21 protein-coding genes, 1 pseudogene and 1 riboswitch are annotated in these 24,963 nt (G+C 71.3%); of the genes and pseudogenes, 13 read left to right on the forward strand and 9 right to left on the reverse strand.

Going from position 1 to position 24,963, the window contains the following annotated elements; genetic code table 11:
* Positions 1-305 precede the first annotated feature (305 nt).
* The 5 genes and pseudogenes from J7E91_RS09785 to J7E91_RS09805 all read left to right on the forward strand — a co-directional run.
* Positions 306-446: pseudogene (locus J7E91_RS09785) on the forward strand (cystathionine beta-lyase); the annotation flags it as partial.
* Positions 443-1,495 carry a ubiquinol-cytochrome c reductase iron-sulfur subunit gene (locus J7E91_RS09790; RefSeq protein ID WP_214900919.1) on the forward strand — a complete coding sequence of 351 codons (1,053 nt, stop codon included), beginning with the start codon at positions 443-445 and terminating at the stop codon, positions 1,493-1,495. The pseudogene J7E91_RS09785 and the gene J7E91_RS09790, both read left to right, overlap by 4 nt.
* Positions 1,492-3,117 carry a cytochrome bc complex cytochrome b subunit gene (locus J7E91_RS09795; RefSeq protein WP_214900920.1) on the forward strand — a complete coding sequence of 542 codons (1,626 nt, stop codon included), beginning with the start codon at positions 1,492-1,494 and terminating at the stop codon, positions 3,115-3,117. Before J7E91_RS09790 ends, J7E91_RS09795 begins: the two co-directional genes overlap by 4 nt.
* 124 nt (positions 3,118-3,241) lie before the next feature.
* A complete protein-coding gene (gene trpD / locus J7E91_RS09800) occupies positions 3,242-4,306 on the forward strand; it encodes an anthranilate phosphoribosyltransferase (protein ID WP_214900926.1) in 1,065 nt (354 codons plus the stop codon).
* Between the two features lie 100 nt (positions 4,307-4,406).
* A riboswitch (SAM riboswitch) is annotated at positions 4,407-4,523 on the forward strand.
* Positions 4,524-4,684: 161 nt separating this feature from the next.
* Positions 4,685-6,046 carry an aminotransferase class V-fold PLP-dependent enzyme gene (locus J7E91_RS09805; RefSeq protein WP_214900927.1) on the forward strand — a complete coding sequence of 454 codons (1,362 nt, stop codon included), beginning with the start codon at positions 4,685-4,687 and terminating at the stop codon, positions 6,044-6,046.
* Here the strand turns inward: J7E91_RS09805 and J7E91_RS09810 are convergent.
* From J7E91_RS09810 to J7E91_RS09840, 7 genes are all read right to left on the reverse strand, one after another.
* Positions 6,007-7,206 carry a glycerate kinase gene (locus J7E91_RS09810; protein WP_214900928.1) on the reverse strand — a complete coding sequence of 400 codons (1,200 nt, stop codon included), beginning with the start codon at positions 7,204-7,206 and terminating at the stop codon, positions 6,007-6,009. The genes J7E91_RS09805 and J7E91_RS09810 overlap by 40 nt on opposite strands.
* A 3-nt stretch (positions 7,207-7,209) precedes the next feature.
* Positions 7,210-8,649 (reverse strand): SLC13 family permease, encoded by a 1,440-nt coding sequence (locus tag J7E91_RS09815; RefSeq protein ID WP_214900929.1) that lies wholly within the window; start codon positions 8,647-8,649, stop codon positions 7,210-7,212.
* A 360-nt stretch (positions 8,650-9,009) separates the two neighbouring features.
* Positions 9,010-9,675 (reverse strand): response regulator transcription factor, encoded by a 666-nt coding sequence (locus J7E91_RS09820; RefSeq protein ID WP_214900931.1) that lies wholly within the window; start codon positions 9,673-9,675, stop codon positions 9,010-9,012.
* A complete protein-coding gene (locus J7E91_RS09825; protein ID WP_251015456.1) occupies positions 9,672-11,054 on the reverse strand; it encodes an ATP-binding protein in 1,383 nt (460 codons plus the stop codon). The genes J7E91_RS09820 and J7E91_RS09825 overlap by 4 nt, the downstream gene beginning before the upstream one ends.
* A gap of 76 nt (positions 11,055-11,130) precedes the next feature.
* Positions 11,131-11,448, reverse strand: coding sequence for a small hydrophilic protein (locus J7E91_RS09830; protein WP_214900935.1), 318 nt, complete (start codon positions 11,446-11,448; stop codon positions 11,131-11,133).
* 92 nt (positions 11,449-11,540) lie between these two features.
* A complete protein-coding gene (locus J7E91_RS09835) occupies positions 11,541-11,822 on the reverse strand; it encodes an Lrp/AsnC family transcriptional regulator (protein WP_028811403.1) in 282 nt (93 codons plus the stop codon).
* Positions 11,819-12,529: a rhomboid family intramembrane serine protease gene (locus tag J7E91_RS09840; protein ID WP_308376294.1), complete on the reverse strand. Its 711-nt coding sequence runs from the start codon at positions 12,527-12,529 to the stop codon at positions 11,819-11,821. The genes J7E91_RS09835 and J7E91_RS09840 overlap by 4 nt, the downstream gene beginning before the upstream one ends.
* 140 nt (positions 12,530-12,669) lie before the next feature.
* Here J7E91_RS09840 and J7E91_RS09845 point away from each other — a divergent pair, with 140 nt between their 5' ends.
* From J7E91_RS09845 to J7E91_RS09865, 5 genes are all read left to right on the forward strand, one after another.
* Positions 12,670-12,912, forward strand: a complete 243-nt coding sequence (locus tag J7E91_RS09845; protein WP_028811405.1) for a hypothetical protein — start codon at positions 12,670-12,672, stop codon at positions 12,910-12,912.
* 37 nt (positions 12,913-12,949) lie between these two features.
* A complete protein-coding gene (locus J7E91_RS09850; protein WP_214900937.1) occupies positions 12,950-14,308 on the forward strand; it encodes an NYN domain-containing protein in 1,359 nt (452 codons plus the stop codon).
* A 307-nt stretch (positions 14,309-14,615) separates the two neighbouring features.
* Positions 14,616-15,644, forward strand: coding sequence for an NlpC/P60 family protein (locus tag J7E91_RS09855; protein WP_214900942.1), 1,029 nt, complete (start codon positions 14,616-14,618; stop codon positions 15,642-15,644).
* Between the two features lie 254 nt (positions 15,645-15,898).
* Positions 15,899-16,963, forward strand: coding sequence for a C40 family peptidase (locus tag J7E91_RS09860; RefSeq protein WP_214900944.1), 1,065 nt, complete (start codon positions 15,899-15,901; stop codon positions 16,961-16,963).
* Positions 16,964-17,028: 65 nt separating this feature from the next.
* On the forward strand, positions 17,029-18,261 hold the full coding sequence (locus tag J7E91_RS09865; protein ID WP_214900946.1) for a hypothetical protein: 1,233 nt from the start codon (positions 17,029-17,031) through the stop codon (positions 18,259-18,261).
* A gap of 328 nt (positions 18,262-18,589) precedes the next feature.
* Here the strand turns inward: J7E91_RS09865 and J7E91_RS09870 are convergent, their stop codons facing one another.
* Positions 18,590-19,840 carry a glycosyltransferase family 87 protein gene (locus tag J7E91_RS09870; RefSeq protein WP_214900948.1) on the reverse strand — a complete coding sequence of 417 codons (1,251 nt, stop codon included), beginning with the start codon at positions 19,838-19,840 and terminating at the stop codon, positions 18,590-18,592.
* Positions 19,841-19,938: 98 nt separating this feature from the next.
* On the opposite strand from J7E91_RS09870, the gene J7E91_RS09875 reads away from it, so the two are divergent.
* Positions 19,939-21,093 (forward strand): glycosyltransferase family 4 protein, encoded by a 1,155-nt coding sequence (locus tag J7E91_RS09875; RefSeq protein ID WP_214900950.1) that lies wholly within the window; start codon positions 19,939-19,941, stop codon positions 21,091-21,093.
* 405 nt (positions 21,094-21,498) lie between these two features.
* Here J7E91_RS09875 and J7E91_RS09880 read toward each other — a convergent pair whose 3' ends face one another.
* Positions 21,499-23,295, reverse strand: a complete 1,797-nt coding sequence (locus J7E91_RS09880) for a long-chain fatty acid--CoA ligase (RefSeq protein WP_214900951.1) — start codon at positions 23,293-23,295, stop codon at positions 21,499-21,501.
* Between the two features lie 278 nt (positions 23,296-23,573).
* Here J7E91_RS09880 and J7E91_RS09885 point away from each other — a divergent pair, with 278 nt between their 5' ends.
* Positions 23,574-24,335: a metallophosphoesterase gene (locus J7E91_RS09885; protein ID WP_214900952.1), complete on the forward strand. Its 762-nt coding sequence runs from the start codon at positions 23,574-23,576 to the stop codon at positions 24,333-24,335.
* A gap of 162 nt (positions 24,336-24,497) precedes the next feature.
* Complete coding sequence (locus tag J7E91_RS09890; RefSeq protein ID WP_028811414.1) at positions 24,498-24,956, forward strand: SRPBCC family protein; 459 nt, start codon at positions 24,498-24,500, stop codon at positions 24,954-24,956.
* Positions 24,957-24,963 lie beyond the last annotated feature (7 nt).

A 24,963-nucleotide genomic window follows, 5' to 3' on the forward strand; every position in this document is an offset into this window, starting at 1 on the left:
ACGCATCGATGTCGTATAAGTAACTAGATGGTAACGTTCGATCTCCTGTTTGGCTGGGTCTCGCCGGTGTGACGCGCGCTCAGGGGGTGGGGTCGAGGGCAGGCGGCCGGTGCCGGTTCGGCCTGCGTCTTCTTCAAGGTCGCGTCGCGAACAAACATGCCGGTCCGCGCGCCCTGAGTTCCCCGGCAAGGGGGGAGCCGCCCCCGGGGCGAGTCGGTAAATGACTCCGCTAATCAGGTGAAAGCGCACGTAACTGGCATAGTTGCCCAATCAGGGGCAGAAGCTGATGTAGTACGTTGACGAGAACGAGAAGCCCCGGCGGCCGTGAGCCGGGCGTTCTCGGTCCGGTCTCCGAAGGCCTGCTGGGATGGATCTTCGGTCTGGGCGCCCTGGTCGCGGTCGCCGTCTGGGTTGCCGCTTGGACCGTAAAGGCCAAGAAGTCATGAGTAGCCAACAGATTCCAGAGAAGAACCTGCCGAGCGAGCAGGACACCGCGCACGGCGCGGTAGCCGTGGCGGAAGACCCGTTCGCGGACCCGGGGCTGCCGCCCCACAAGCCGCGTATCCAGGACATCGACGAGCGGGCCGCCAAGCGCTCCGAGCGCACGGTCGCCCTGCTGTTCACGCTGTCGATGCTGTCCACGATCGGCTTCATCGCCTCGTTCGTGGCGTTCCCCGTCGAGAAGATCGTGTACGTCTGGCCGCTCGGCCACGTCAGTGCGCTGAACCTCTCGCTGGGCGTGACCCTCGGTCTCGCGCTCTTCTGCATCGGCGCGGGCGCGGTCCACTGGGCCCGCACCCTGATGTCCGACGTGGAGGTCGCCGACGACCGGCACGCCATCTCGGCCGAGCCCGAGGTCAAGGCCAAGGTCATGGCCGACTTCAAGGCCGGCGCCGAGGAGTCCGCGATCGGGCGCCGCAAGCTGATCCGCACCACGATGTTCGGCGCGCTGGCCATGGTGCCGCTCTCCGGTGTGGTCCTGCTGCGCGACCTGGGCCCGCTGCCCGAGGACAAGCTGCGCCACACGCTGTGGGGCAAGGGCAAGCAGCTCATCAACATGAACACGAACGAGCCGCTGCGTCCCGAGGACGTCGCGGTCGGTTCGCTGACCTTCGCCAAGCCGGAAGGCCTGGAAGAGGACAACCACGAGTTCAACAACGAGATCGCCAAGGCCGCTCTGATGATCGTCCGGCTCCAGCCGCAGGACATCAAGGACAAGCGCGAACTCGACTGGTCCCACGAGGGCATCGTGGCGTTCTCGAAGATCTGCACCCACGTCGGATGCCCGATCAGCCTGTACGAGCAGCAGACGCATCACGTGCTCTGCCCGTGCCACCAGTCCACCTTCGACCTCTCCGACGGTGCCCGCGTCATCTTCGGCCCGGCCGGTCACGCCCTCCCGCAGCTGCGGATCGGTGTGAATGACGAAGGATTCCTCGAGGCGCTCAGCGACTTCGAAGAGCCCGTCGGTCCTAGTTTCTGGGAGCGCGGATGAGCACCGTGACCGACGAAAAGCGCAAGGCACCCGCGGGTGAGCGGGTAGCCGACTGGGCGGACGGCCGGCTGGGCATCTACAGCCTCGCCAAGGCCAACATGCGCAAGATCTTCCCGGACCACTGGTCCTTCATGCTCGGTGAGATCGCGCTCTACAGCTTCATCATCATCATCCTCACGGGTGTGTACCTGACGCTGTTCTTCCACCCGAGCATGAACGAGATCGTGTACCACGGCTCGTACGTGCCGATGCAGGGCATCCGGATGACGGAGGCCTACGCGTCGACCCTGGAGATCAGCTTCGACGTCCGTGGCGGTCTGCTCATCCGGCAGATCCACCACTGGGCCGCGCTGATCTTCCTCGCGGCGATGTTCGTGCACATGATGCGCGTGTTCTTCACGGGCGCGTTCCGCAAGCCGCGTGAGATCAACTGGCTGTTCGGCTTCCTGCTGTTCGTCCTGGGCATGTTCACCGGTTTCACCGGCTACTCGCTCCCGGACGACCTGCTCTCCGGCACCGGTGTCCGCTTCACGCAGGGCGCGATCCTGGCGACGCCCGTCGTCGGCACGTACATCTCGTTCTTCCTGTTCGGCGGGGAGTTCCCCGGCCACGACATGGTGGCCCGGTTCTACTCCATCCACATCCTGCTGCTGCCGGGCATCATGCTCGGCCTCGTGGTGGCCCACCTGATCCTGGTCTTCTACCACAAGCACACGCAGTTCGCGGGCCCCGGCCGTACGAACAAGAACGTCGTCGGCATGCCGCTGCTGCCGGTCTACATGGCCAAGGCCGGAGGCTTCTTCTTCCTGGTCTTCGGTGTCATCGCGGCCATCTCGGGTCTGTTCACGATCAACCCGGTCTGGGCGCTCGGCCCGTACCGTCCGGACCAGGTGTCCACCGGCGCACAGCCCGACTGGTACATGGGCTTCGCCGAGGGACTGGTCCGTGTGATGCCGGGCTGGGAGATCAACTTCTGGGGCCACACGCTCGCCCTGGGCGTGTTCATCCCGCTGGTGCTCTTCGGCCTGGTGCTCGTCGCGCTGGCGGTCTACCCGTTCATCGAGTCGTGGGTCACCGGCGACAAGCGCGAGCACCACATCCTGGACCGGCCGCGCAACGCGCCGACCCGGACCGCGCTGGGCGTCGCCTGGATCACCGGTTACGTGATCATGCTGCTCGGTGGTGGCAACGACATCTTCGCCACGCACTTCCACCTGTCGATCAACTCGATCACCTGGTTCGTCCGGATCTCCTACTTCGTGGGACCGGTTCTGGCGTTCATCATCACCAGGCGGATCTGCCTCGGGCTTCAGCGCCGCGACAAGGACAAGGTGCTGCACGGACGCGAGTCCGGCATCATCAAGCGCCTGCCGCACGGTGAGTTCGTCGAGGTCCACGAGCCGCTCAGCCAGCAGCAGCTGCACAGCCTCACGGCACACGAGCAGTACGCGCCGGCCGAGATCGGCCCGTCGGTCGACGAGAACGGTGTCGAGCGCAAGGTGACGCGCGGCCAGAAGCTCAGGGCCAAGCTGAGCAAGGGCTACTACGGCGAGGGGAACCAGATCCCCAAGCCGACCGCCGACGAGTACAAGGAGATCACCAGCGGCCACGGCCACCACTGATCTCCGGCCTGACAAGGTCGCCACAGCAGGAGCCCCGCCCATTCGCCGGACGGGGCTCTTCGCTGTCCGCCCGGCTGGATAGGGTAGGAGCCATCCTTACTGGCTGTGGACCCTGGAGCGGACCATGAACGTTGTGACCCCGGTCGGCGGCGACAGCGTGGCGGCCGGCTCCTGGCCGGGTGTCCTGAACGCCCTGCTGCGCGGCGAGGACCTCTCCGCCGACGACACGGCCTGGGCCATGGACCGCATCATGAGCGGCGAGGCGACCGACGCCCAGATCGCCGGCTTCGCGGTCGCGCTGCGCGCCAAGGGCGAGACGGTCGACGAGGTCACCGGCCTGGTGCGCTCGATGTACGCGCACGCCAACACCATCGAGGTGCCGGGCCGTACCGTCGACATCGTCGGTACGGGCGGCGACCTGGCCAAGACCGTCAACATTTCCACCATGTCGGCGATCGTCGTCGCGGGCACCGGCGCCAAGGTCGTCAAGCACGGCAACCGGGCCGCCTCGTCCGCGAGCGGCGCCTCCGACGTCCTGGAGAAGCTCGGCGTCAACCTGGAGTTGACGCCGCGGCGTGTCGCCGAGGTGGCGGAGGAAGCGGGCATCACCTTCTGCTTCGCGGTGAAGTTCCACCCCGCCCTGCGGTACGCCGCGAAGGCACGCAAGGAGCTGGGCGCGCAGACGACGTTCAACATCCTCGGACCGCTGACGAACCCGGCGCGGGTGAAGGCGCAGGCCGTCGGTGTCGCCGACGCCCGGATGGCCCCCATCGTGGCGGGCGTGCTCGCCGAACGGGGGAGCTCGGCCCTGGTCTTCCGCGGCGACGACGGCCTCGACGAGCTGACGACGACGGCCACCTCGCGGGTGTGGACCGTACGGGACGGAGCGGTCACGGAGCAGGCCTTCGACCCGCGCGACGTGGGCCTGGAGATCGTGCCCGTCGAGGCGCTGCGCGGCGCGGACGCGTCGTACAACGCGGATGTCGCCCGGCGGCTCCTGGCCGGGGAGACCGGCCCCGTGCGGGACGCGGTGCTGCTCAACACGGCGGCGGCGCTGGTCGCGCTCGACCCGACCGACGCGTCCCTGAACGAGCAGCTCGCGGCGGGGATCGCCAGGGCCGCCGAGTCGATCGACTCGGGGGCGGCGCGGGCGGCGCTGGAGCGCTGGGTGGCGGCCAGCAACAGCTGAGCGCGGGTGTGGTGTGACGCGAGGCGTAGTCCAGCTCCTTTGATCTCAGAGACTGGACTACGCCTTGCGTCGTCTTGATCGTGTGGCAAGATGCTTGGCAGGTCATGAGTGACAGCGTTTTGGCCCCGGCTTGCTGTCCGGCAACCCTCCGTCCGTGGCGGGGTGCCCCGGGTGAAGACCAGGTCGTGGACAGAAAGGTCCACGGCAAGCGCGGACCCCTCGAAGCCTTGGGGTCCTGGTTCTCAGGGAGCCTCTTGTGAGCAAGCGAATGCGATAGGGCCGTAGCCCCTTCTTCGCACACCCTCTTTCTTTTCCCCTCCAGCGCTGTCGCGCATCCGCCGGCGCGGGGAATTCGCCTGCCTGTTTCGGGAGTTCGCCATGTCTGTTTCCACCGCTGCCGCCGACCAGGCGGTTTGTTCGCCTCTGCCCGTTCTGGGGAGCGATGTCCTCGTGCCGCTCGTGACCGGTGGCGAGGTCACCTACGCCGCCCTCGACTACGCGGCCAGCGCCCCGGCCCTCCAGCGTGTGTGGGACGACGTGGCGGCGTACGCCCCGTACTACGGCAGCGTGCACCGCGGCGCCGGGTACCTCTCGCAGCTGTCGACGGACCTCTTCGAGAACAGCCGCGCCACGGTCGCCGAGTTCCTCGGCTGCCGCGAGAGCGACCAGGTCGTCTTCACCCGGTCCACGACCGACTCGCTCAACCTGCTGGCCGCGGCCCTGCCCGCCGACTGCCAGGTGTTCGTCTTCGAGACCGAGCACCACGCCTCGCTGCTGCCCTGGCGCAACGCGAAGGTCAACTTCCTGAACGCGCCCCGCACTCCGGCCCAGGCCGTCGAGACCCTGGAGCGCGCGCTGGCCGCCCGCGATCCCTACGGCCCGGCGCTCGTCTGCGTCACCGGCGCGTCGAACGTCACCGGTGAGCTGTGGCCGGTGAAGGAACTCGCCGCCGCCGCCCACGCCCACGGCGCGCGGATCGTGCTCGACGCCGCTCAGCTCGCCCCGCACCACCCGCTGGACATCGCCGCGCTGGACGTCGACTGGGTCGCCTTCTCCGGGCACAAGCTGTACGCGCCGTTCGGCTCCGGCGTGCTCGCGGGCCGCGCCGACTGGCTGCAGAGCGCCGAGCCGTACCTCGCGGGCGGCGGCGCCTCGCGCAAGGTCGCCCGCCGCGCCGACGGCGGCGTGGACGTCGAGTGGCACACCACGGCCGCCCGCCACGAGGCCGGTTCGCCGAACGTCATCGGCGTGTACGCGATCGCCTCCGCCTGCAAGGCGCTCACCGAGGCCGGCTTCGACTCCCTGGTCGAGCGCGAGCAGCAGCTCGTGACGAAGGTCCTGGAGGGCCTTTCCGAGGTCGACGCGGTCCGCGTCCTCTCACTCTTCGGGGACGACGCCCCGCGCGTCGGCGTCATCTCCTTCGTCGTCGACGGCTGGAACAGCTCGCACTTCGCGGCCGCGCTCTCCGCCGAGTACGGAATCGGCGTACGGGACGGCCTGTTCTGCGCCCACCCGCTGGTCCGCACGCTGCTCGGCAGCGACCCGCAGGACCCGGGCGAGTGCGGCGCGCCGGAGGCCGAGCCGGGCGAGCGTTCCTTGAACGCGATCCGCGTGAGCTTCGGCGCCGGTACACCCGACGAGCACGTGGACCGCTTCATCGGCGCCGTCAAAGAGCTCGTCAAGGACGGCGCGAAGTGGAACTACCGTACCGAGGAAGGCCGCTGCGTCCCGGCGGTCTGACCGGCCTGAGCCCCCAGCAGCACCATCCGCAGTGCCCGCTCGGTCGCGTCGGTGAGGAACTCGCCGCCGCGGCCGAGCGCTTCGGACAGTGACATCGGCGCGGGCAGGATCGAGCTGTACGCGTCCACACCCGCCGCCCGCACCTCGTGCGCGCCCTCCCCGATCGTGCCCGCCAGCGCGAGCACCGGCCGGCCGGACAGCTTGGCGCGGCGGGCCACTTCGGCCGGGATCTTGCCGCGCGGAGTCTGGTGGTCCAGGGCGCCCTCGGCGGTGACGACCAGGTCCGCGCGGGCGAGGCGGGCGTCCAGGCCGATGTGGTCCAGGAGAACGTCGAAGCGGGGGAGCAGCCGGGCGCCGAGCGCGGCGAGCCCGGCCCCCAGGCCGCCGGATGCGCCGGTGCCCGGGCCGAAGCGCAGGTCGGTGCCAGTGGGCGCGAGGGCGGTGCGTTCCAGGACGTACGCCCACTGGTCGAGGGCGGCGGCGAGCTGCTCCACCTGCGCCGGGGTCGCGCCCTTCTGCGGGCCGAAGACGCGGGCGACGCCGCGCGGACCGCACAGGATATTGTACGGATTACAGGCGACCAGGAGGTCGGCGTCCTTCAGGCGCGGGTCGAGGCCGGTCGCGTCGATGGCGTGGAGCCGCGTCAACGCCCGCCCGCCGTGCGGTAGTTCGCGTCCCTCCGCGTCCAGCAGGCGGGCGCCGAGGGCCTGGAGCGCCCCGGCGCCCCCGTCGGACGTACCCGAGTCGCCGCAGCCGACGAGGATGCGGCGTACGCCCCGATCGAGGGCGGCGCCGATCAGTTCACCGACGCCGTACGTCGTGGTCGCGCCCGGGTCGCGCAGGGAGCGGGGGACCAGGGACAGACCGGCCACGGCCGCCATCTCGACGACCGCGCCGCCGTCGCCGAGCAGCGCGAAGTGGGTGCCGATGGGCTCGCCGACGGGGCCGGTCGCGGACAGTGGCACGAGGCGGCCGCCGGTGGCGGTGGCGAGCGCGCGGGCGGTGCCTTCACCGCCGTCGACGAGGGGGATCAGGTCGATGTCGGCGCCGGGGACGACACGGCGTATTCCGGCGGCGATGGCCTCGGCGGCGGCCTGCGCGGACAGCGACTCCTTGAAGCCGCTGGGCGCGACGGCGAAACGGTTGAGGGCGAGCGGCATGGCTCAACTTCCTTCGGTGAGGACGGGGACGCCGAACAGCGGCCAGACCAGGAGGGCGAACAGCAGCACCACGGCCGCCGTCAGCGGGGCCAGCACCGCCGAGAGCCGCAGGAGATCGCGTGAGGTGTACGTCGGGATGCCGGCCGGGAGGTCGGAGAAGAGCGTCACGGGCTTCGCGGACGCGGGCAGGGTGTGGCAGAAGCCGGCCGCGGCGGTCGAGGCGAGGGCGGCGGCGACCGGGTTGACGCCGGAGCCCACCGCGGCGGCGACCACCAGGGGCACCAGCACGCTGGAGCGGGCCGAACGGGACTGGAGGACGAGGTGGGCGGCCGTACTGACCGCGATCACGACGGCCAGAAAAGCCCACGGCGGCACACTCACCGGCAGCCCGGACACCAGCCAGCGGGCCGCGCCCGAATCGGCGAGGGCGACGCCCATCGCCATCGTGGCCGCCATGAAGAGCAGCAGAGACCAGGACACGGTGTGGAGTGCTTCCTTGAGGCGCACGGTGCCGAGCGCGGGGGAGGACGCGACGACCGCGCCGATGAGCGCGACGACGGCGGGCGGCACCTGGTGCAGCGGCTCGCTGCACCACAGCACGACCACCGCGGCGAGCAGCGCCGCGCACCGGGTCTCGGCGGGACCGAGCGGGCCGGTCACCGGCTGCCCGCTGTGCTCCTGGATCTGCTCGGCGGTGATACGTACCGGGCCTGAGCGGTCCTCGCGCCGCGTCGTCGTCAACAGCACGGCCTCCGCCGCCAGATGGGAGGAAACGGCGGCGAGCGGAAGTCCGAGCAGCAGCCACTGGGTGAAACCGATGCGTTCGCCGGTCGCCTCCCAGAGCACGGAGACGGTGATCAGGTGCGCGCCGGCGCCGATGAGTGTCGCGAAGGCGGACAGCAGGATGACGGTCGGGAAGAGAAGCGCCAGCATGACCACCAGGCGGCGGCGGTCTGCGAGGACCTTGGCGAGGGCGAGGAAGACGGGCAGGGCGAGGGCCGCGCGGCCGGAGGTGGCGGGGACGGCGAAGGCGGTGACGACCAGGGCCGCGGTGGTGAGGTGCGTGAGCTGACGTACGGTACGGGCTCCGCTGACCAGGAACGCGGCCGCCCGGCCCGCGAGGCCGGTTCTGGCTACCGCCGCCGCGAGCACGAACGCGCAGATCAGCAGCCAGACGGTCTCGTCGCCCAGCGTCCCGAACAGCGTCTCGCTGCTGATGACGCCGGTGGCGGTGAGGGCGAGTCCGGCGCCGAGGGCGATGTAGGTGTGGTCCACGGGGGTGGCGATCCAGGCGGCCGTGGCGAGGACGAAGACGGCGAGGGTGAGGCGGGCGTCGCCGGGCAGGGCGGCGGGGGCGGTGCTGGGGAGGGCGAGCAGGGCACATGTCGCGAGTGCGGTGCAGAGGGCGGCGTACTGCCACGGCTTGAGCGGGGTCAGGGTCACGCTTCGAAGTCTCGAAGGCGGGGGTGAGCCTCCAATGAGCCGTGGATGAAGGGAACTTCACCTGCCTCGGCGGCGGGTGGCCGGTCGGCCGCTGCGCGGGGCCTTTCCCCACCCCGCCCCTTCCCGAACTGGGGGCAAGCCCTCAGGCCCCCGGACGCCCTTCGGGCGTGTCCTCAAACGCCGGACGGGCTGGAATTGCCGCGCAGCGGCAATCCTCCGCCCGACGGCGTCCCGACGCCGGGGAGCTGGACGTTGCCGCAACGCGGCAGCTCTCAGCCCCTCCGGCGCTTGAGGAGCGGGGGCTGGGGCAGCGCCCCAGTTCTGGAAGGGGCGGGGTGGGGAACAGGCTCCGCGCAGCGGTCAGGTCGTCGGGAGGCGGTAGCCCATGCCGCGTACCGTTTCGACTCGCTCCGGGCCCAGCTTCTTGCGCAGCGCCCGCACGTACACGTCCACGATGTTCGAGCCGGGGTCGAAGTCGTACCCCCACACGTGGGACAGGATCTGCTCGCGCGACAGGACCTGGTCCGGGTGGCGCAGGAACAGTTCCAGCAGCACGAACTCACGCGCCGTCAGATCCACCGTCCGCTCGCCCGAACGCGCCCTGCGCGTCCGCAGGTCCAGCGTCAGCTCCCCACTCCTGAGCACCGTCACCTCCGGCGCCCGCGCCGCCGTACGCAGCCGCAGCCGCACCCGCGCCAGCAGCTCCTCGAAGCGGAAGGGTTTCGTCATCCAGTCGTCCGCGCCGCCTTCGAGCCCGGCCACCGTGTCCCGTACCGAATCCCGCGCCGTCAGGACGATCACCGGCACGGTCACCCGCGCCTCGCGCATCTCCCGCAGCACCGTGAAGCCGTCCTTGCCCGGCAGCCCGATGTCCAGGACGACGAGGTCGAAGCCGCCGGTGCAGGCATAGTCGTACGCTGTCTCGCCGTCGGAGGCGACCGTCGTGGTGAAGCCGTTCGAGCGCAGGCCCTTCTCCACGAAGGAGGCGATGCGCTCCTCGTCCTCGACGATGAGTATCCGGCTCACTGGTCCTCCAGTACGCGTGCGAGTACGAGTGCGAAAGTCGCTCCGCCACCCTCTGTGGGGCGCAGCTCGACACGGCCCCTGTGACCCTCGGCTATCGCCTTGACGATGGACAGGCCCAGCCCCGCCCCGGTCCCGCGCGCCCCGCGCCGCGCCGTCCCGCGACGGAAGCGTTCGAAGATCACTTCGGTGTCCTGTTCCTGTACGCCCGGCCCGCTGTCGGCGACGTACAGCTCTATCCCGCCGCCCTCGTGCGTGTCGTACGTCCGCGAGCCGATGCGTATCCGCTGCCCCGGCACCGTGTGCTGCACCGCGTTCTGCGCGAGCTGCACCATCGCCTGCGTGATGCGTTGCGGATCGAGACGCGCCTCGCGGTCGGCGACCGCGTCCAGGACCCAGCCCCGGTCGCCCAGAGCCCGCGCCTTCACGTACACGTCCGCCGTCAGCTCGGCCAGCTGCACGGGCTCCGGCCTGACGAAGTCGGGCCGTTCCGCCTTGGCGAGCAGCAGCAGGTCCTCGACGATGCGGCTCATCCGGTCGAGCTCGTCGGTCACCAGGCGTACGGTCTCCTCCCGTTCGGCCGGGTCGTCACCCATCAGCTCCAGGTGGCCGCGCACGATCGTGATGGGCGTGCGCAGCTCGTGGCCCGCGTCGTCGACGAACTCCCGCTGCGCCGCGAACGCCCGCTCAAGCCGGTCGAGCATGGCGTTGAAGGTCTCGGCGAGGGCCGCGATGTCGTCCCGGCCCTGGACGGGGATGCGCCGGGTGAGGTCCTGCTCGGTGAGCTGCGCCGCCGTCGTACGGACCACCCGTACGGGGGCGAGTATGCGGCCGGCGACGGCCCACCCGATGCCGGTCGTCATCAGCAGCGCCACCCCCGAGATGGCCAGCAGCGTACGGAACGCCTCGTCCGCCACGGCCCGTTCGTTGTCCGTGTGGAAGGCGACGACGAAGGCGCCGGGCTGCCCGGCGCCGCCCGGGGCGATCTCGACCTTCGCCCAGCGGACCTCGCCCCGCGACCTGTGCAGGGTGCCCGAGGACGCGTCGGAGGCGAAGACGGCCGCGAGCGACGCCCGGTCCCCGTGCAGGGCGGTGCCGGCCGCGATGTCGCGGGGCTGGCGGAGCACGTTGGGTACGGCGCCCCTCGACCGGGTGAGGCCGAGGAGCTCCTCGTCCGGGTCGGAGTACTGGCGTTGCAGGAAGACCTCCAGCAGCCGGCGCGGGGTGCCGAAGCGGCCGCCGGTCTCCGGGTCGACGCCCTGGTCCACGAAGTTCGCGAACTCGCCGGTCTCCTGGGTGAGCAGCCGGCTGACCCGGTGGTCCACGTCCCGCAGGAGTATGGACCGGGTGGTGGTCGCCACCGCGCCCAGCGCCACCGCCATCACCAGCAGCAGCCACAGCAGGATGCGGACCCGCGCGGAGATCCTGCGCGATTCCCTGGGCGATTCCTTGAGCGATTCAGTCCTTCTCACCGGGCTCGTCGTCCTGGCCCCGGTCCGGGTCCCGGTCGCCTTCATCGTCGGCATCGGAGTCGGAATCGTCGTCGGTCGCCGTGGGGCCCGGCACCACCGTGTCGCTCGGGGTGGTGCCCGGCGTGCTGCCCGGCGTCGTACGGCGCGAGGGCTGCCCGGTGCCGGGAGGGGTGCTCTCCAGCTCTACCTTGTGCGGCACCTTCGGCGCCTCGGCGCTGTCGGTCAGGGCGTAGCTGGTCGCGGCGATGCCGAGCGGTATGGCGACGACGGCCGCGAGCGTCGCCAAGCGGTGGGAGAAGGCCATGACCGTCATCGTGGCGCCGGTGCGTGGAGCCCGGATGAGGCCCCGATGAAGAATCCTTCATGTGCCGGGAGCCATACGCGCGCCGGGAGGCGTTACGCGTCGAGGCCGATCGCGAAGGCCGCTTCCAGGTCGTGCTGCGAGTACGTACGGAACGCGACATGAGTGTCGGTGCCCTCGACGCCGGGGATCTTGCTGATCCGGCCGGGGATGATGTCCGCCAGGTCGTCGTGCCTGGCCACGCGGACCATGGCGATCAGGTCGTACGTCCCGGTGACCGAGAAGACCTCGCTGACGCTGTCCAGCGCGGCGATCGACTCGGCGATCTCGGGGATCCGGTCCACGCTGGTCTTGATGAGCACGATCGCGGTGATCACGGTTGGCTTTCTCCCTCGGTGGCCGGCGCTGAGGTCCTCACTCTATCCGTACGCCGACTACGCCCCCAGGTGTAGAGGAAGCCCGCGCAGAACCCCGCCACATGTGCGAGGTACGCCACCCCCGGGCCCGATCCGGCACGCTGCGCCGCCACCCACTGCAGGGCGAACCAGAAGATCAGCACGATCCAGGCGGGGAAGCGCAGCGGCAGGAAGAAGAGGAAGGGGAACAGGCTCGTGACGCGCGCCCTGGGGAAGAGATAGAGGAAGGCGCCGAGCACCGCCGAGATCGCTCCGGACGCCCCCACCAGCGTCTGGTCGGAGTCGGCATGGACGACGGCGTACGTGACCAGGGCCAGGTAGCCGCAGCCCAGATAGAACAGGGCGAACTGGATTCGGCCCATCCGTTCCTCCGCCATCGCCCCGAAGACGAACAGGAAGAGCATGTTGCCCAACAGATGGAGCCAGCTGCCGTGTACGAAGAGGGCGGTGAACGGCGTGACGAGCCCGGACGGGGCGCCGCTCAGCAGCTCGCTCGGGATCACCCCCCAGCGCTCGAAGTACGCGCTCTGCACGGCGAGGAGGATGTCGCCCGTGCCGTGGACCGGATTGAGCCCCGAGAGAGGGCCGATGACGAAGATCAGGCAGCAGAGCCCGATCGCGCCGTACGTCACCACGGGTCCCCGGGCCGCTTTCCGCCAATTGATCACGACCAGATCATCCCGTAACGGGACCGGCCAGGACAGAGCGCCTCGCCGGACCCCTTCCCGCACCGCGGACCGCCCGCCGCAGGGGGTACCCGTGAGGCCGTAGGGTTACGGGCAGTAGGCACGACGAAAGAGGACGCACGATGACGACGGTTCCCCTGCCGACTGCCGAGACCCGGTGGCGCTGCGCCCTGTGCGGCAATCTCACGCGTTTCGATGTGACCCGCTCGTCGAAGGTGATCGAGTACGTCCATCTCGACCTGGCCGGAGAGTCGAAGGTCGAGGAACGCGAGGTGGTCAGTGAGACCATCGAGTCCGTGCGCTGCCGCTGGTGCAACGCGGTGGACCAGATCGAACTGGTGGACAGGCCGGGCGCCGGCTCCTGAGAGGACCGGCCCGAAAAGGGTAGTGGGGTGACGGATTGTGGAGCATGCAAGCGGCGCTGAACCGGCCGGGCCGGCCGGGGACGCCGCCGAGGTGCTCGACCGCCCCCTGCCCGAAGGCGTACGGCACAAGGTCGTCGCGCTGGTCTCGGACGCCTTCGGCGGGCTCACCGTCGCGGAACTTCCGTCCCAGCTGAGGCAGTACGCCCGCTTCACACCGACCCGGCGCGCCAAGTTCGCGGGCAACGCGATGGCCGCGGCGCTGGAGGGTGACACGGTGTTCCGCCAGCGCATCGGCGAGCGGCTGCGCGAGGCGCAGCCGGAGCTCGCCCGCGCCCTGGAATCCGGATCGCCGCCTGCCGCCGCCGATCCCGTCGACGTGGCGGCCGCGGCGTACGTCCTGCGTCCCGTCGGCTGGGTCAAGCTGGTGGCCGCCGCGGGCGAGGAGGCCCTGCGGGCGGACGCCGAGCGCGCCGACGAGGCCGCCCAGCGCGAGCTGGAACGGCTGCGCGCAGAGCTTGCGCAGGCGCGCGAGCAGACGAAGAGCGAGACCGAACGGCTGCGCACCGAGCTGGAGGCCGCCCGCAAGGAGGCCGACGTACTCAGCCGCAAACTGCGCAGCGCGCTGAGCGACGTCAAGCGCGGCGAGGCGGCCCTGCGGCGTACGAACGCCGAGACCGAGACGCTCAAGTCCGATGCCGCCGCCCGGGTCACCGCCGCCGAGAGCGAGGCGCGGCGGCTGCGGGCCCGGCTCGGTGAGGCGGAGGCGTCCGCCGAGGCGAGCCGCCGGGCGGTGCGCGAGGGCCGCAGCATAGAGGACATGCGCGTGCGGCTGCTGCTCGACACGGTGCTGGACGCCGCCCAGGGGCTGCGCCGCGAACTGGCCCTGCCGCCCGCTTCCGTGCATCCCGCCGACACGGTCGACGCCGTCGAGCCGGGACGTATGACACCCAAGGACATCGCCGCCAGGGCGCTCTCCGAGACCGACCCGGCGCTGCTCGACCAGCTCCTTGAACTGCCGCAGTGCCATCTGGTCGTGGACGGCTACAACGTCACCAAGACGGGCTATCCGCAGATGCCGCTCGACAAGCAGCGGCTGCGGCTCCTCGGCGGCCTGTCGATGCTCGCGGCGCAGACGGGCGCCGAGGTGACGTGCGTCTTCGACGGGGCGGAACTGGTGGCGCCGGTGCTCCTCGCGCCGCCGCGCGGAGTGCGGGTCCTGTTCAGCAAGCCGGGGGTGACGGCGGACGAGCTCATCCGGCAGCTCGTACGGGCGGAACCGCCGGGGCGGCCCGTGGTGGTGGCCTCCACCGACCGCGAAGTGGCCGACGGGATCGCGAAATCGGGCGCCAGGCCGGTCGCGTCCGCCTTGTTGCTGAAGCGGCTTTCGCGCGTCTAATAACTTCTCGGCGTAATGCCCGAATTGGGGAAACGTACGGTCAAGTGGCCGTTACTGCCTGTGTGATGTAAGTAAAGATTGTGACCACTGGGAGAGTTTTTACACCTGAGGATTTGAACTGATCACAAGAAGGTCACTAAGGTCTGCCCTCGAACCTTCGAACGGTTGATCACCCATCCGGGGTGTCAGCGAAGGTACCGCCGAGTCCATGCAATTCGGTCCATTTCCGCGGGGGAGCCGAAGCGTGGAGCCGGGGATCACGTCCCCGACCCCGGTAGGCGGCTCGAGGAAGAAGGAGCTCGCCTTCGTGGCGTCCCACCGTCGTCCCAAGCAGCCGAGCCGCACTCGTGTGACCGTGCTCACCGCGACCGCAGCCGCAGCCGTCGCGCTCACGTCCCAGACCGCTCAGGCCGACCCCAAGCCGACCAAGAGCGAGGTCAAGGCCAAGGTCGACAAGCTCTACCACGAGGCCGAGGCCGCGACGGAGAAGTACAACCTGTCCAAGGAGCGGCAGGACAAGCTCAAGGAAGAGGTCGACAACCTCCAGGACAAGGTCGCCCGCGGCCAGGAGGACCTCAACGACCTGCGCGGCGAGCTCGGTTCGGTGGCCAGCGCGCAGTACCGCTCCGGCGGCATCGACCCCTCCGTGCAGCTCTTCCTGTCCGCCGACCCGGACGACTACCTCGACAAGGCCGGCGCGATCGACCAGTTGAGCGCCAAGCAGGCCGAGTCGCTCCAGAAGATCCAGGCGAAGCAGCGCACCCTCGCCCAGCAGCGTGCCGAGGCGACGGACAAGCTCGCCGACCTCGAGGACGTACGCCAGGAACTCGGCGACAAGAAGAAGAAGTTCCAGGGCAAGCTCGCCGAGGCGCAGCGGCTCCTGAACACGCTCACCGCCGCCGAGCGCGAAGAGCTGCGGGAGAAGGAGCAGCGCGCCAGCCGCGCCTCCACCGAGCGCGTGAACCTCGGCAACGAGAAGCCGGCCTCCGGTCGCGGCGCCGCCGCGCTGAGCGCCGCGGCCACCCAGATCGGCAAGCCGTACATCTCCGGCGCGACCGGGCCCAACGCGTACGACTGTTCCGGACTGACCCAGTGGGCGTTCGCCCAGGCCGGTGTCTCCATCTCCCGGACCACGTTCACCCAGCACAACGACGGCCAGAAGCTGTACAGCAAGAGCCAGCTCCAGCCGGGCGACATGGTGTTCTTCAACAACCTGGCGCACGTCGGCTTCTACGCCGGCAACAACCAGGTCCTGCACGCCCCGAAGCCCGGCACCGTCGTGCGCTACGAGTCGATGGACTACCTGGGCACCTTCCAGTTCGGCGTGCGTGTCTGACAAACGCCAATCCCAACGGCCGTTGCCGACACCGCCCATTCGGGCGAATTCTGGCAACTCCCGCTGACTGTCCGCCCCGCCGGTGACCTGGTTCTCCGGCGGGGCGTCACTGTCTGTGCCCCCGTCTCCGCCCGGCGAGGTCTTTGGCCGCCGTGTGATCGCACCGCTACTGTCTGCTCGCGCAGCCCCCGGTCCATCGGTCCGCCCGTCCGGGCGGCAGGGGGCTGCACGCAGTGGAAGGAGTGCGGCTTCCTGTGGCGACCCACCGGCGTCCCTCACAGTCCGGCCTCACGCAGAGCGCCCGGGTCACGGTTCTGTCCGCTGCCGCGGCGACGGCGGCGGCAGCGCTCGTCGCGTCCCCGGCGAGCGCCGACCCCCACGACACGTCGTCCTCGGCCGCGTCACCGGCCACCGTCACGACCACCCGGGCGCGGGTCGACCGGCTCTTCGAGCAGGCCGAGCAGGCGACCGAGAGGTTCAACAAGGCCGACGAGCTCGCGGACCGGCTGCGCGAAGAGGTCGGCCAGGCCCAGGACATGGCCGCGCGCGGCCAGGAGCGCATCAACCACATGCGCGGTGCGCTCGGTGCGGTGGCGGGCGCCCAGTACCGGTCGGGCGGCCTGGATCCGGCCCTCGCCCTGCTGCTGTCCTCGAACCCCGACAGCTATCTCTCCAAGGCCGCGGCGCTCGACCGCATCGGCGCCCGCCAGGTGAGCGCCCTGCACGAACTCAGGGCCGCGCAGCGCAAGCTGGACCAGCATCGCGCGGAGGCTTCCGTCAAGCTCGGCGAGCTGGAGCGCAGCCGGGCCGCCGTCGCCCGCCACAAGCGCACCGTCGAGCGCAAGCTCGCGGCGGCGCGGCAGCTGCTCAACTCGCTGCCGAAGGAGGAGCGCGAGGAGTTCGACGGCCGGTCCTCGCGTTCCGGCGGGCGCGCTGAGACGCCGCCGCCCGCGCCGGGCGGGGCACCGGCCTCCTCACGCGCGTCGGCGGCCGTGCTGGCGGCGCAGCGGGCGGTGGGGAAGCCGTACATCTGGGGCGCCAACGGCCCTTCGGGTTTCGACTGCTCGGGCCTCACCCAGTGGTCGTACGCGCAGGCGGGCGTCTCCCTCCCGCGTACGTCGCAGGCGCAGCGGTACGCCGGACGGCAGGTCTCCCTCGAGCAGGCGCAGCCGGGGGACCTCGTGACGTACCGCGACGACGCCAGCCACGTCGGGATGTACATGGGCAACGGCCAGGTGGTGCACGCGCCCTACCCAGGGGCCCCGGTGCGCTACGACCCGGTCGGCATGATGCCGGTGGCGTCGGTGACCCGGGTCTGACCGGGCCCGTCCTCGGCCGACCCGGGTCTGACCTGGGGCGCCGCCTTGCCCGTACGATCGGCGGGATGGCAGGCAGGTGGCGCGGGGCTGGGTGGAAGCGGGGGGCGGGGCCCGTCCTCGCCGTGCTTCTCGTGTCCGCGTGCACGACGCCGCGGGAACCGGCGGACACCGCTGCCCGGGACATCCGGCGGATGCTGGACAGCAGGGCGGCGGCCGTCGTCTCCGGCGACGAGGCGGCGTACCTGGCGGCGCTCGACCCGGCGGCGACGCGACTGCGGGCGGCGGAGCGCAGGGAGTTCGCGAACCTCGCCGACGTGCCGCTGCGCTCCTGGGAGTACCGGCTGACCGGCCTCGACCGTACGGGCGCGGGGCGCGCCACCGCTTCGGTCGAGCTTCGGTACCGGATCGCGGGCTACGACGAGGCGCCCATGAGGGTGAGGACGGCCGAGCGGCTGGACCTGACGCGCCGGGACGGGCGCTGGTACGTCGCCGCCGAGCGGGCGGAGCGCGGCGGCGAGGGCCGGCTCTGGGACCAGGGCAAGGTCACGGCCGTACGCGGCGCACGCAGCCTGGTCCTCGGCGTCGGCCAGGACGCGAAGCGGCTGCGCGGCATGGCGGACGCCGCCGACCGTGCGGTGCCGGCGGCCGGCCGGGCCTGGCCCGGCCCGTGGTCTCGCCGGCTGCTGATCCTGGTGCCGTCCTCGCTCGACGGCATGGGGGCGCTGCTGGGGGCTCCCGCGGACGGTTACCGGGGCATCGCGGCGGTCACGACGGCGAGAACGGGCGGTTCGGGCGCGGCGCCGGCGGACCGGGTGATCGTCAACCCCGAGGCGTACGCGCTGCTCGGCGACTTCGGGCAGCAGTTCGTGCTCACCCACGAGTCCACGCATGTCGCCACCCGCGCCCACACCTCTGCCGCCACCCCGATGTGGCTCTCGGAGGGCTTCGCGGACTGGGCGGCGTACCGGGGGGCGGGCCGCACGGCGGGCCGGACGGCCCCTGAGCTCCAGCGATCCGTACGGGCGGGGGACCTGCCCGCGGCCCTCCCGGCCGACAAGGACTTCGGCTTCGCCGGGGACGCGGCGGCGCTGGCGCGCGCGTACGAGGGCGGGTGGCTGGCGTGCGCGCTGATCGCGGAGGAGTGGGGCGAGGAGAAGCTGCGGACCTTCTACCGTGCGGTGGGCGGGCACGGGCGGCGGGCGGGCGCGGTGGAGAAGGCGATGCGGGACGTGCTGGACACGACGCCGGACGACTTCACGGCCCGTTGGCGGGAGTACGCGCGCCAACGGCTGGCGTGACGTCTCCTTCCGCAGCTCCGCCGCGCGAGGGGCCCGGCCCCGGCCCCCGGCCCTCAAACGCCGGACGGACTCCGCAACATCCAGCCCGTCCGGCGCTTGAGGACAGGCCCGCAGGGCGTCCGGGGTCTGGGGGCTTGCCCCCCACGCGGCGGAGCCGCAAAGTGTCACAGCGGGAAGGGGCGGGGTGGGGGAAGGCTCCGCAGGAGACGTCAGGCCGTGCGCCACGACCGCAGCAGCCTCCGCTCCTGGCTCGCTCCCGCCCGCTGCGCCGGGGCAACGCGGACGAGGCAGGGGAAAGCTCCGCAGGAGACGGCGGGCCGCGCGGCCCCTACGGCGCCAGCAGCTTCGGCTTCTCGGCAGCGCCCGCCCGCTGCGCCGGCAGCGCGCCCGCGTCGTCGCCGCGCGGGCCGGACACCGTGTCCTGCCACAGCCGGCGGCAGGCGGTCAGCGTCGCCGCCACCAGCAGCCCGTTGCGCACCACCAGCAGCAGCACGCCGAGCCCGTCGCTCCTCACGACGTGCGAGAACCACACCGGGAACTCCAGGAACGTGACCCCGGCCGCGGCCAGCACCAGCAGCGCGGGCCGCCCCATCCGGCTGCTCCGGAAGACCAGGCAGACGGCGCCCAGGCCGACCAGCCACACCAGGTACTGCGGGCTGATCACCCGGCTCGTCGTGGTGAACAGCAGGACCGCGGCGAAGGCCGCGTCACACGGCGTCGACGCCCGGAACCCGCCCGCCCGCACCCGCCACACCAGCAGCCACCCGAAGGCGAGCGCCGTCAGCCCCATCGCCGCCGTGCTGACCAACGGCACGTACGGGCCGACGAACTCCACAGAGCCGTAGTTCAGCAGCACCTCGCCCCGCCAGCCGAAGTGCCGGGCCACATGGAAGACAAGAGCGCCGAGCGACTCGACCTCGGTGCCCCGGTCCCGCTGGAAGGTGAGGAACGCGAGCGCCCCCGGCATCGTGGCGCAGAACACCACCACCAGCCCGCCCCCGGCCACGGCCGCCGCCGTCCACGCGGCGCGGGTCCCGCGCCCGCGCACCGTGCCGACGAGCAGCAGCACCGGCCACACCTTCAGGAGCGCTCCGAAGCCGGCGAGCGCCCCCAGGACACGCGGGTGGCGCGCCCCCGCCAGCAGGGCCGCGACGGCGACCCCGGTGACCATCACGTCGTAGCGCGCGTACACCGTCGGGCCCAGCAGCGGCACACCCGCCACCCACACCCACGCGCCCGCGAGCCGCTTGCCGGGGCGCTGTCCGGCGTACAGCAGCAGGCCGGTGACCAGCGCGTCCGCCAGGCACGCCAGGACGAAGAAGGCCGTCGCGTAGCCGAGGAACGGCAGGAGGGCGGGGGAGAGGACCGCGAGGGCGGCCGCGGGTGGGTACTGCCAGGTGATGTCGTCCAGCGGGAAGGTGCCGGTCCGCAGAATCTCGTACCAGCCCTGGTAGATCACCGAGACGTCGCTCGTGACGTCGGGGCCGGGCACGGACAGCACCTTGAAGACGCACAGCAGCAGCACGGTCCTGGTGAGCACCCACACCACGATGGGCTTTGTGCCGGCTGCGCCCGTCATGACCGCCTCGTCCGTTTCCTGTAGGGCTGAGGGAGACATGATGCAGGGCCCCGGCCGCGCGAGCCAAGGAGCTGGGCCGTTCGGTACTGTCGGCGGCGATGCACAAGACCTTGATCGTGACCAATGACTTTCCGCCCCGCCCCGGCGGCATCCAGGCGTTCCTGCACAACATGGCGCTGCGCCTGGACCCCGAGCAGCTCGTCGTCTACGCCTCCACCTGGAAGCGCGGCAGCGAGGGCGCGGAGGCGACCGCCGCCTTCGACGCCGAGCAGCCGTTCACCGTCGTACGCGACCGGACGACGATGCTGCTGCCGACGCCGCGCGTCACCCGGCAGGCGGCCGGGCTGCTGCGCGAACACGGCTGTACGTCCGTGTGGTTCGGGGCGGCCGCGCCGCTCGGGCTGATGGCTCCCGCACTGCGGAAGGCGGGCGCGAAGCGGATCGTCGCCACCACGCACGGCCACGAGGCGGGCTGGGCCCAGCTGCCCGCCTCCCGGCAGCTGCTGCGCAGGATCGGTGAGGGTACGGACACGATCACCTATCTCGGTGAGTACACGCGCTCCCGGATCGCGGCCGCCCTCACGCCGCAGGCCGCCGCGCGCATGGTCCAGCTGCCGCCGGGCGTCGACGAGAAGACCTTCCACCCCGGCTCGGGCGGCGACGCCGTCCGCGAGCGGCTGGGGCTCACCGACCGGCCCGTGGTGGTGTGCGTGTCCCGCCTCGTGCCCCGCAAGGGCCAGGACACGCTGATCCTGGCGATGCCCCGCATCCTGCGCGAGGTGCCCGACGCGGTGCTGCTGATAGTCGGCGGCGGACCGTACGCCAGGGAACTCAAGAAGCTGGTCGCCGAGACCGGCGTCTCGGACTCGGTGCGCTTCACCGGGCCCGTGCCGTGGGAGGAGCTGCCGGCGCACTTCGGCGCGGGTGACGTCTTCGCGATGCCGTGCCGTACGCGCCGGGGCGGGCTCGACGTCGAAGGGCTCGGCATCGTCTACCTGGAGGCGTCGGCGACCGGACTGCCCGTGGTGGCGGGCGACTCGGGAGGGGCGCCCGACGCCGTACTCGACGGGGAGACCGGCTGGGTGGTGCGCGGCGGCCCCGCGGCGGTCGCCGCCGACGAGTCGGCCGACCGGATCGTCACGCTGCTGGGGGACCCGGAGCTGCGGCGCCGGATGGGGGAGCGGGGCCGGGAGTGGGTCGAGGAGAAGTGGCGCTGGGACCTGCTGGCGGAGAAGCTCAAAACGCTGCTGTGACGGCGGGGGCGCCACGCGCGCCCTACCGCCGGCGCGGCCGCGGACGGCGGGCCTGAAGGGACCGGATCACCACCGGCGAAGGCCCTTCGGCACCCTGACGGCCGGCATCCTGGGGAGGCGGGCGCTCACGTCGCCTCCCTCGGCCGGCAGGGCAGAGCGTCGCCGCCGCGTGACGCGGCTGCGCCGCCACCGCGCGCGGTGCGCGATGACGGCGGGCCTGCGGGCTCCGGTCCGGCTGGCGGAACACGTCACACCATGACGGTCCGCCTGCCCCGGTGACCGTCAGCCGCGAGCTTGCGGGCTCCAGCGGGGCTGGTGGGCAGCGTCACACCGTGACGGCCCGTCAGCTCCGCCGGCCGTCAGCCCCGTCAGCCCCGGGGGCCCGTTACCCCCCCCGCTGACCCGTCAGCCCCGGTAAATCGCCTCGATCTCGTCGGCGAAGTCCTTCGCCACCACATTGCGCTTCAGCTTGAGCGAGGGCGTGATGTGACCGGCCTCCTCGGTGAACTGGGTCGGCAGCACCCGGAACTTCCGCACCGATTCCGCCTTCGACACCGCGGCGTTCCCGTCGTTCACCGCCTGCTGGACGACCGCGAGCAGCTCCGCGTCCCCGCGCAGCGAGGCCGCGGTCGAACCGGCCGGCTTGCCGTTCTCGGCGGCCCAGCGGCCGAGGAAATCCTCGTCGAGAGTGACAAGCGCGCCGACGAACGGCCGCCCGTCGCCCACCACCATGCACTCCGCGATCAGCGCGTGCGCGCGGATGCGGTCCTCGATGACAGCCGGGGCCACGTTCTTGCCGCCCGCCGTGACGATGATCTCCTTCTTGCGGCCGGTGATCGCGAGGTAGCCGTCCTCGTCGAGCGTGCCGATGTCACCGGTGTGGAACCAGCCGTCGGTCAGCGCGTCGGCGGTGGCCGTCTCGTTCTTCCAGTACCCGGAGAAGAGATGCTCGCCGTGCAGCAGCACCTCACCGTCGTCCGCGATCCGCACGACCGACCCCGGCAGCGGCTGGCCGACCGTACCGATCTTCTGCCGGTCCCACGGGTTGAAGGCGGTGGCCGCGCACGACTCCGTCAGGCCGTAACCCTCCAGGACCGTGAAGCCGATGCCGCGGAAGAAGTGGCCGAGGCGCTCGCCCAGCGGGGCGCCGCCGGAGATCGCGTACTCGCCGCGGCCGCCGAGCACCGCGCGCAGCTTGCTGTAGACCAGCTTGTCGAAGAGCTTGTGCTTCAGCCTCAGGCCGAAGGACGGGCCCTGCGGGGTGCCCATGGCGCGGCTGTAGGCGATCGCGGTGTCGGCCGCCTTGTCGAAGATCTTGCCCTTGCCGTCGGCCTGCGCCTTGGCGCGCGCCGAGTTGTAGACCTTCTCGAAGACACGCGGCACGCCGAGGATCAGCGTCGGCCGGAAGGCGGCGAGCTCGTCGGTGAGGTTCTTGATGTCCGGTACGCAGCCGAGCTTGATCGGCGCCATGACCGACGCCACCTCGACCAGCCGGCCGAAGACGTGCGCGGCCGGCAGGAAGAGCAGCACCGAGCACTCACCGGTACGGAACAGCGGCTTCAGACGCTCGACGACATTGCCGCACTCCGCGAAGAAGCTGCGGTGCGTCAGCACACAGCCCTTGGGGCGGCCGGTCGTACCTGAGGTGTAGACGATCGTGGCCGGGTCGTCCGCCTTGGCGCTCGTGCTGCGCTCGTCGACCGTCTCTTCGGTGACCTCGGCGCCCGAGCCGCACAGCTGCTCCACGGCGCCCTGGTCGATCTGCCAGACGTGCCGCAGGGCGGGCAGCCGGTCGCGTACGGACTCGACGGCGGCGGCGTGCGCGTCGCTCTCGACGATCACGGCGACCGCGCCGGAGTCGCCCAGGATCCACTGCGTCTGCTCGGCGGAGCTGGTCTCGTACACCGGCACGGTCACCGCGCCCGCGCTCCAGATCGCGAAGTCCATCTGCACCCACTCGTAGCGGGTACGGGACATCAGGGCGACCCGGTCGCCCGGCTGCACGCCGGCGGCGATCAGGCCCTTGGCGGCGGCGCGGACCTCGGCGAGGAACTCGGTGGCGGTGACATCCGTCCAGGCACCCGCGACCTTGCGGCTCATGACCGCCACATCTGGGTGCTGCGTGGCGTTGCGGCGGATGAGATCTGTCAGGTTGCCGTCCGAGGGGACCTCGTACAGGGCCGGAAGGCTGAACTCGCGCAAGACTGCTGCTCCTCATCGGGCGCCGGCGCCACGTCGGTGTGCGCGTCGGTTGCGGTCCAAGACCGGGCAGGTGCTCAGTGGGGTGAGCACGGTTGGACTGCCCGGACGTTACCCACCAGTAGTCGGTTCCCGATAGGGGGGTCCGGCCAGATGTTCGCTGCGTCACACGTCGTGGCGGTGCTCCGCGCAGACTAGTGCAACTACGCCGAGACCGGGAAGTAACCGCAGGTCCGGCCCCCTCTACCCAGGCGGGACCGCGGCGTCCTAGGGTGATCGGCATGCGAGTGCATGTGGTCAGCGACGTACACGGGAACGCCAAGGATCTGGCCAGGGCGGGGGACGGCGCCGACGCGCTCGTGTGCCTCGGTGACCTGGTGCTCTTCCTCGACTACGCCGATCACTCGCGCGGCATCTTCCCCGAACTCTTCGGCACCGAGAACGCCGACCTCATCGTCGAGCTGCGCACCGCCCGCCGCTTCGAGGAGGCCAGGGAACTCGGCCGCAGACTGTGGGCGGGCGTCGACCGCGCGGCCGCCACCGAAGCGGCGGTGCGGGGGCAGTACGCCGAACTCTTCGCGGCGTTCCCCACCCCCACGTACGCCACGTACGGCAACGTCGACATGCCGCAGCTGTGGCGCGAGTACGCCGGGCCGGGCACCACCGTCCTCGACGGCGAGCGCGTCGAGATCGGCGGCCGCGTCTTCGGCTTCGTCGGCGGCGGGCTCAGGACACCGATGCGTACGCCCTACGAGATCGACGACGAGGAGTACGCCGCCAAGGTCGAGGCGCTGGGGGAGGTCGACGTGCTGTGCTCACACATCCCGCCCGAGGTCCCCGAGCTCGTGTACGACACCGTCGCCCGCCGGTTCGAGCGCGGCAGCCGGGCCCTGCTGGAGGCGATCCGCAAGACCCGCCCCCAGTACGCCCTGTTCGGCCACGTCCACCAGCCGCAGGCCCAGCGCATGCGCGTCGGCGCCACGGAATGCGTGAACGTCGGCCACTTCGCCTCCACCGGCCGCCCCTGGGCCCTGGAGTGGTGAGCCAGGAGCGGTGAATTGCGGCCCGGCCGGTCGCGGTAGCCTTCACGCGGACATGCCCCCTGAGGTGAGGCGGTGCATGACCTCGAGTGCATGCCCCTGAGGCGGTACCCGACCCCTGAGTACGTGCCCCCTGACCGGAACCGCACTGGAGGAGCCACAGCGATGGCGGAACACACCAGCTCGAGCATCACGATCGAGGCGGCACCGGCCGACGTGATGGGCGTGATCGCCGACTTCGCCCGCTACCCCGAGTGGACCGGCGAGGTGAAGGAGGCCGAGGTCCTGGCCACCGACGCCCAGGGCCGCGCCGAGCAGGTACGACTGCTCCTGGACGCCGGCGCGATCAAGGACGACCACACACTCGCGTACACCTGGACCGGCGACAACGAGGTCAGCTGGACCCTGGTCAAGTCGCAGATGCTGCGCGCCCTCGACGGCTCGTACAGCCTCGCCCCGGTGGGCGGCGGCGATCGTACCGAGGTCACCTACCGGCTGACCGTCGACGTCAAGATCCCGATGCTCGGCATGATCAAGCGCAAGGCCGAGAAGGTCATCATCGACCGCGCTCTGGCCGGTCTGAAGAAGCGCGTCGAGAGCAACCCGAGCCAGCCGAAGGGCTGATGCCGCG

The organism is Streptomyces sp. ISL-99 (assembly GCF_018614005.1).
In the GTDB taxonomy this organism is placed as follows: domain Bacteria; phylum Actinomycetota; class Actinomycetes; order Streptomycetales; family Streptomycetaceae; genus Streptomyces; species Streptomyces flavidovirens.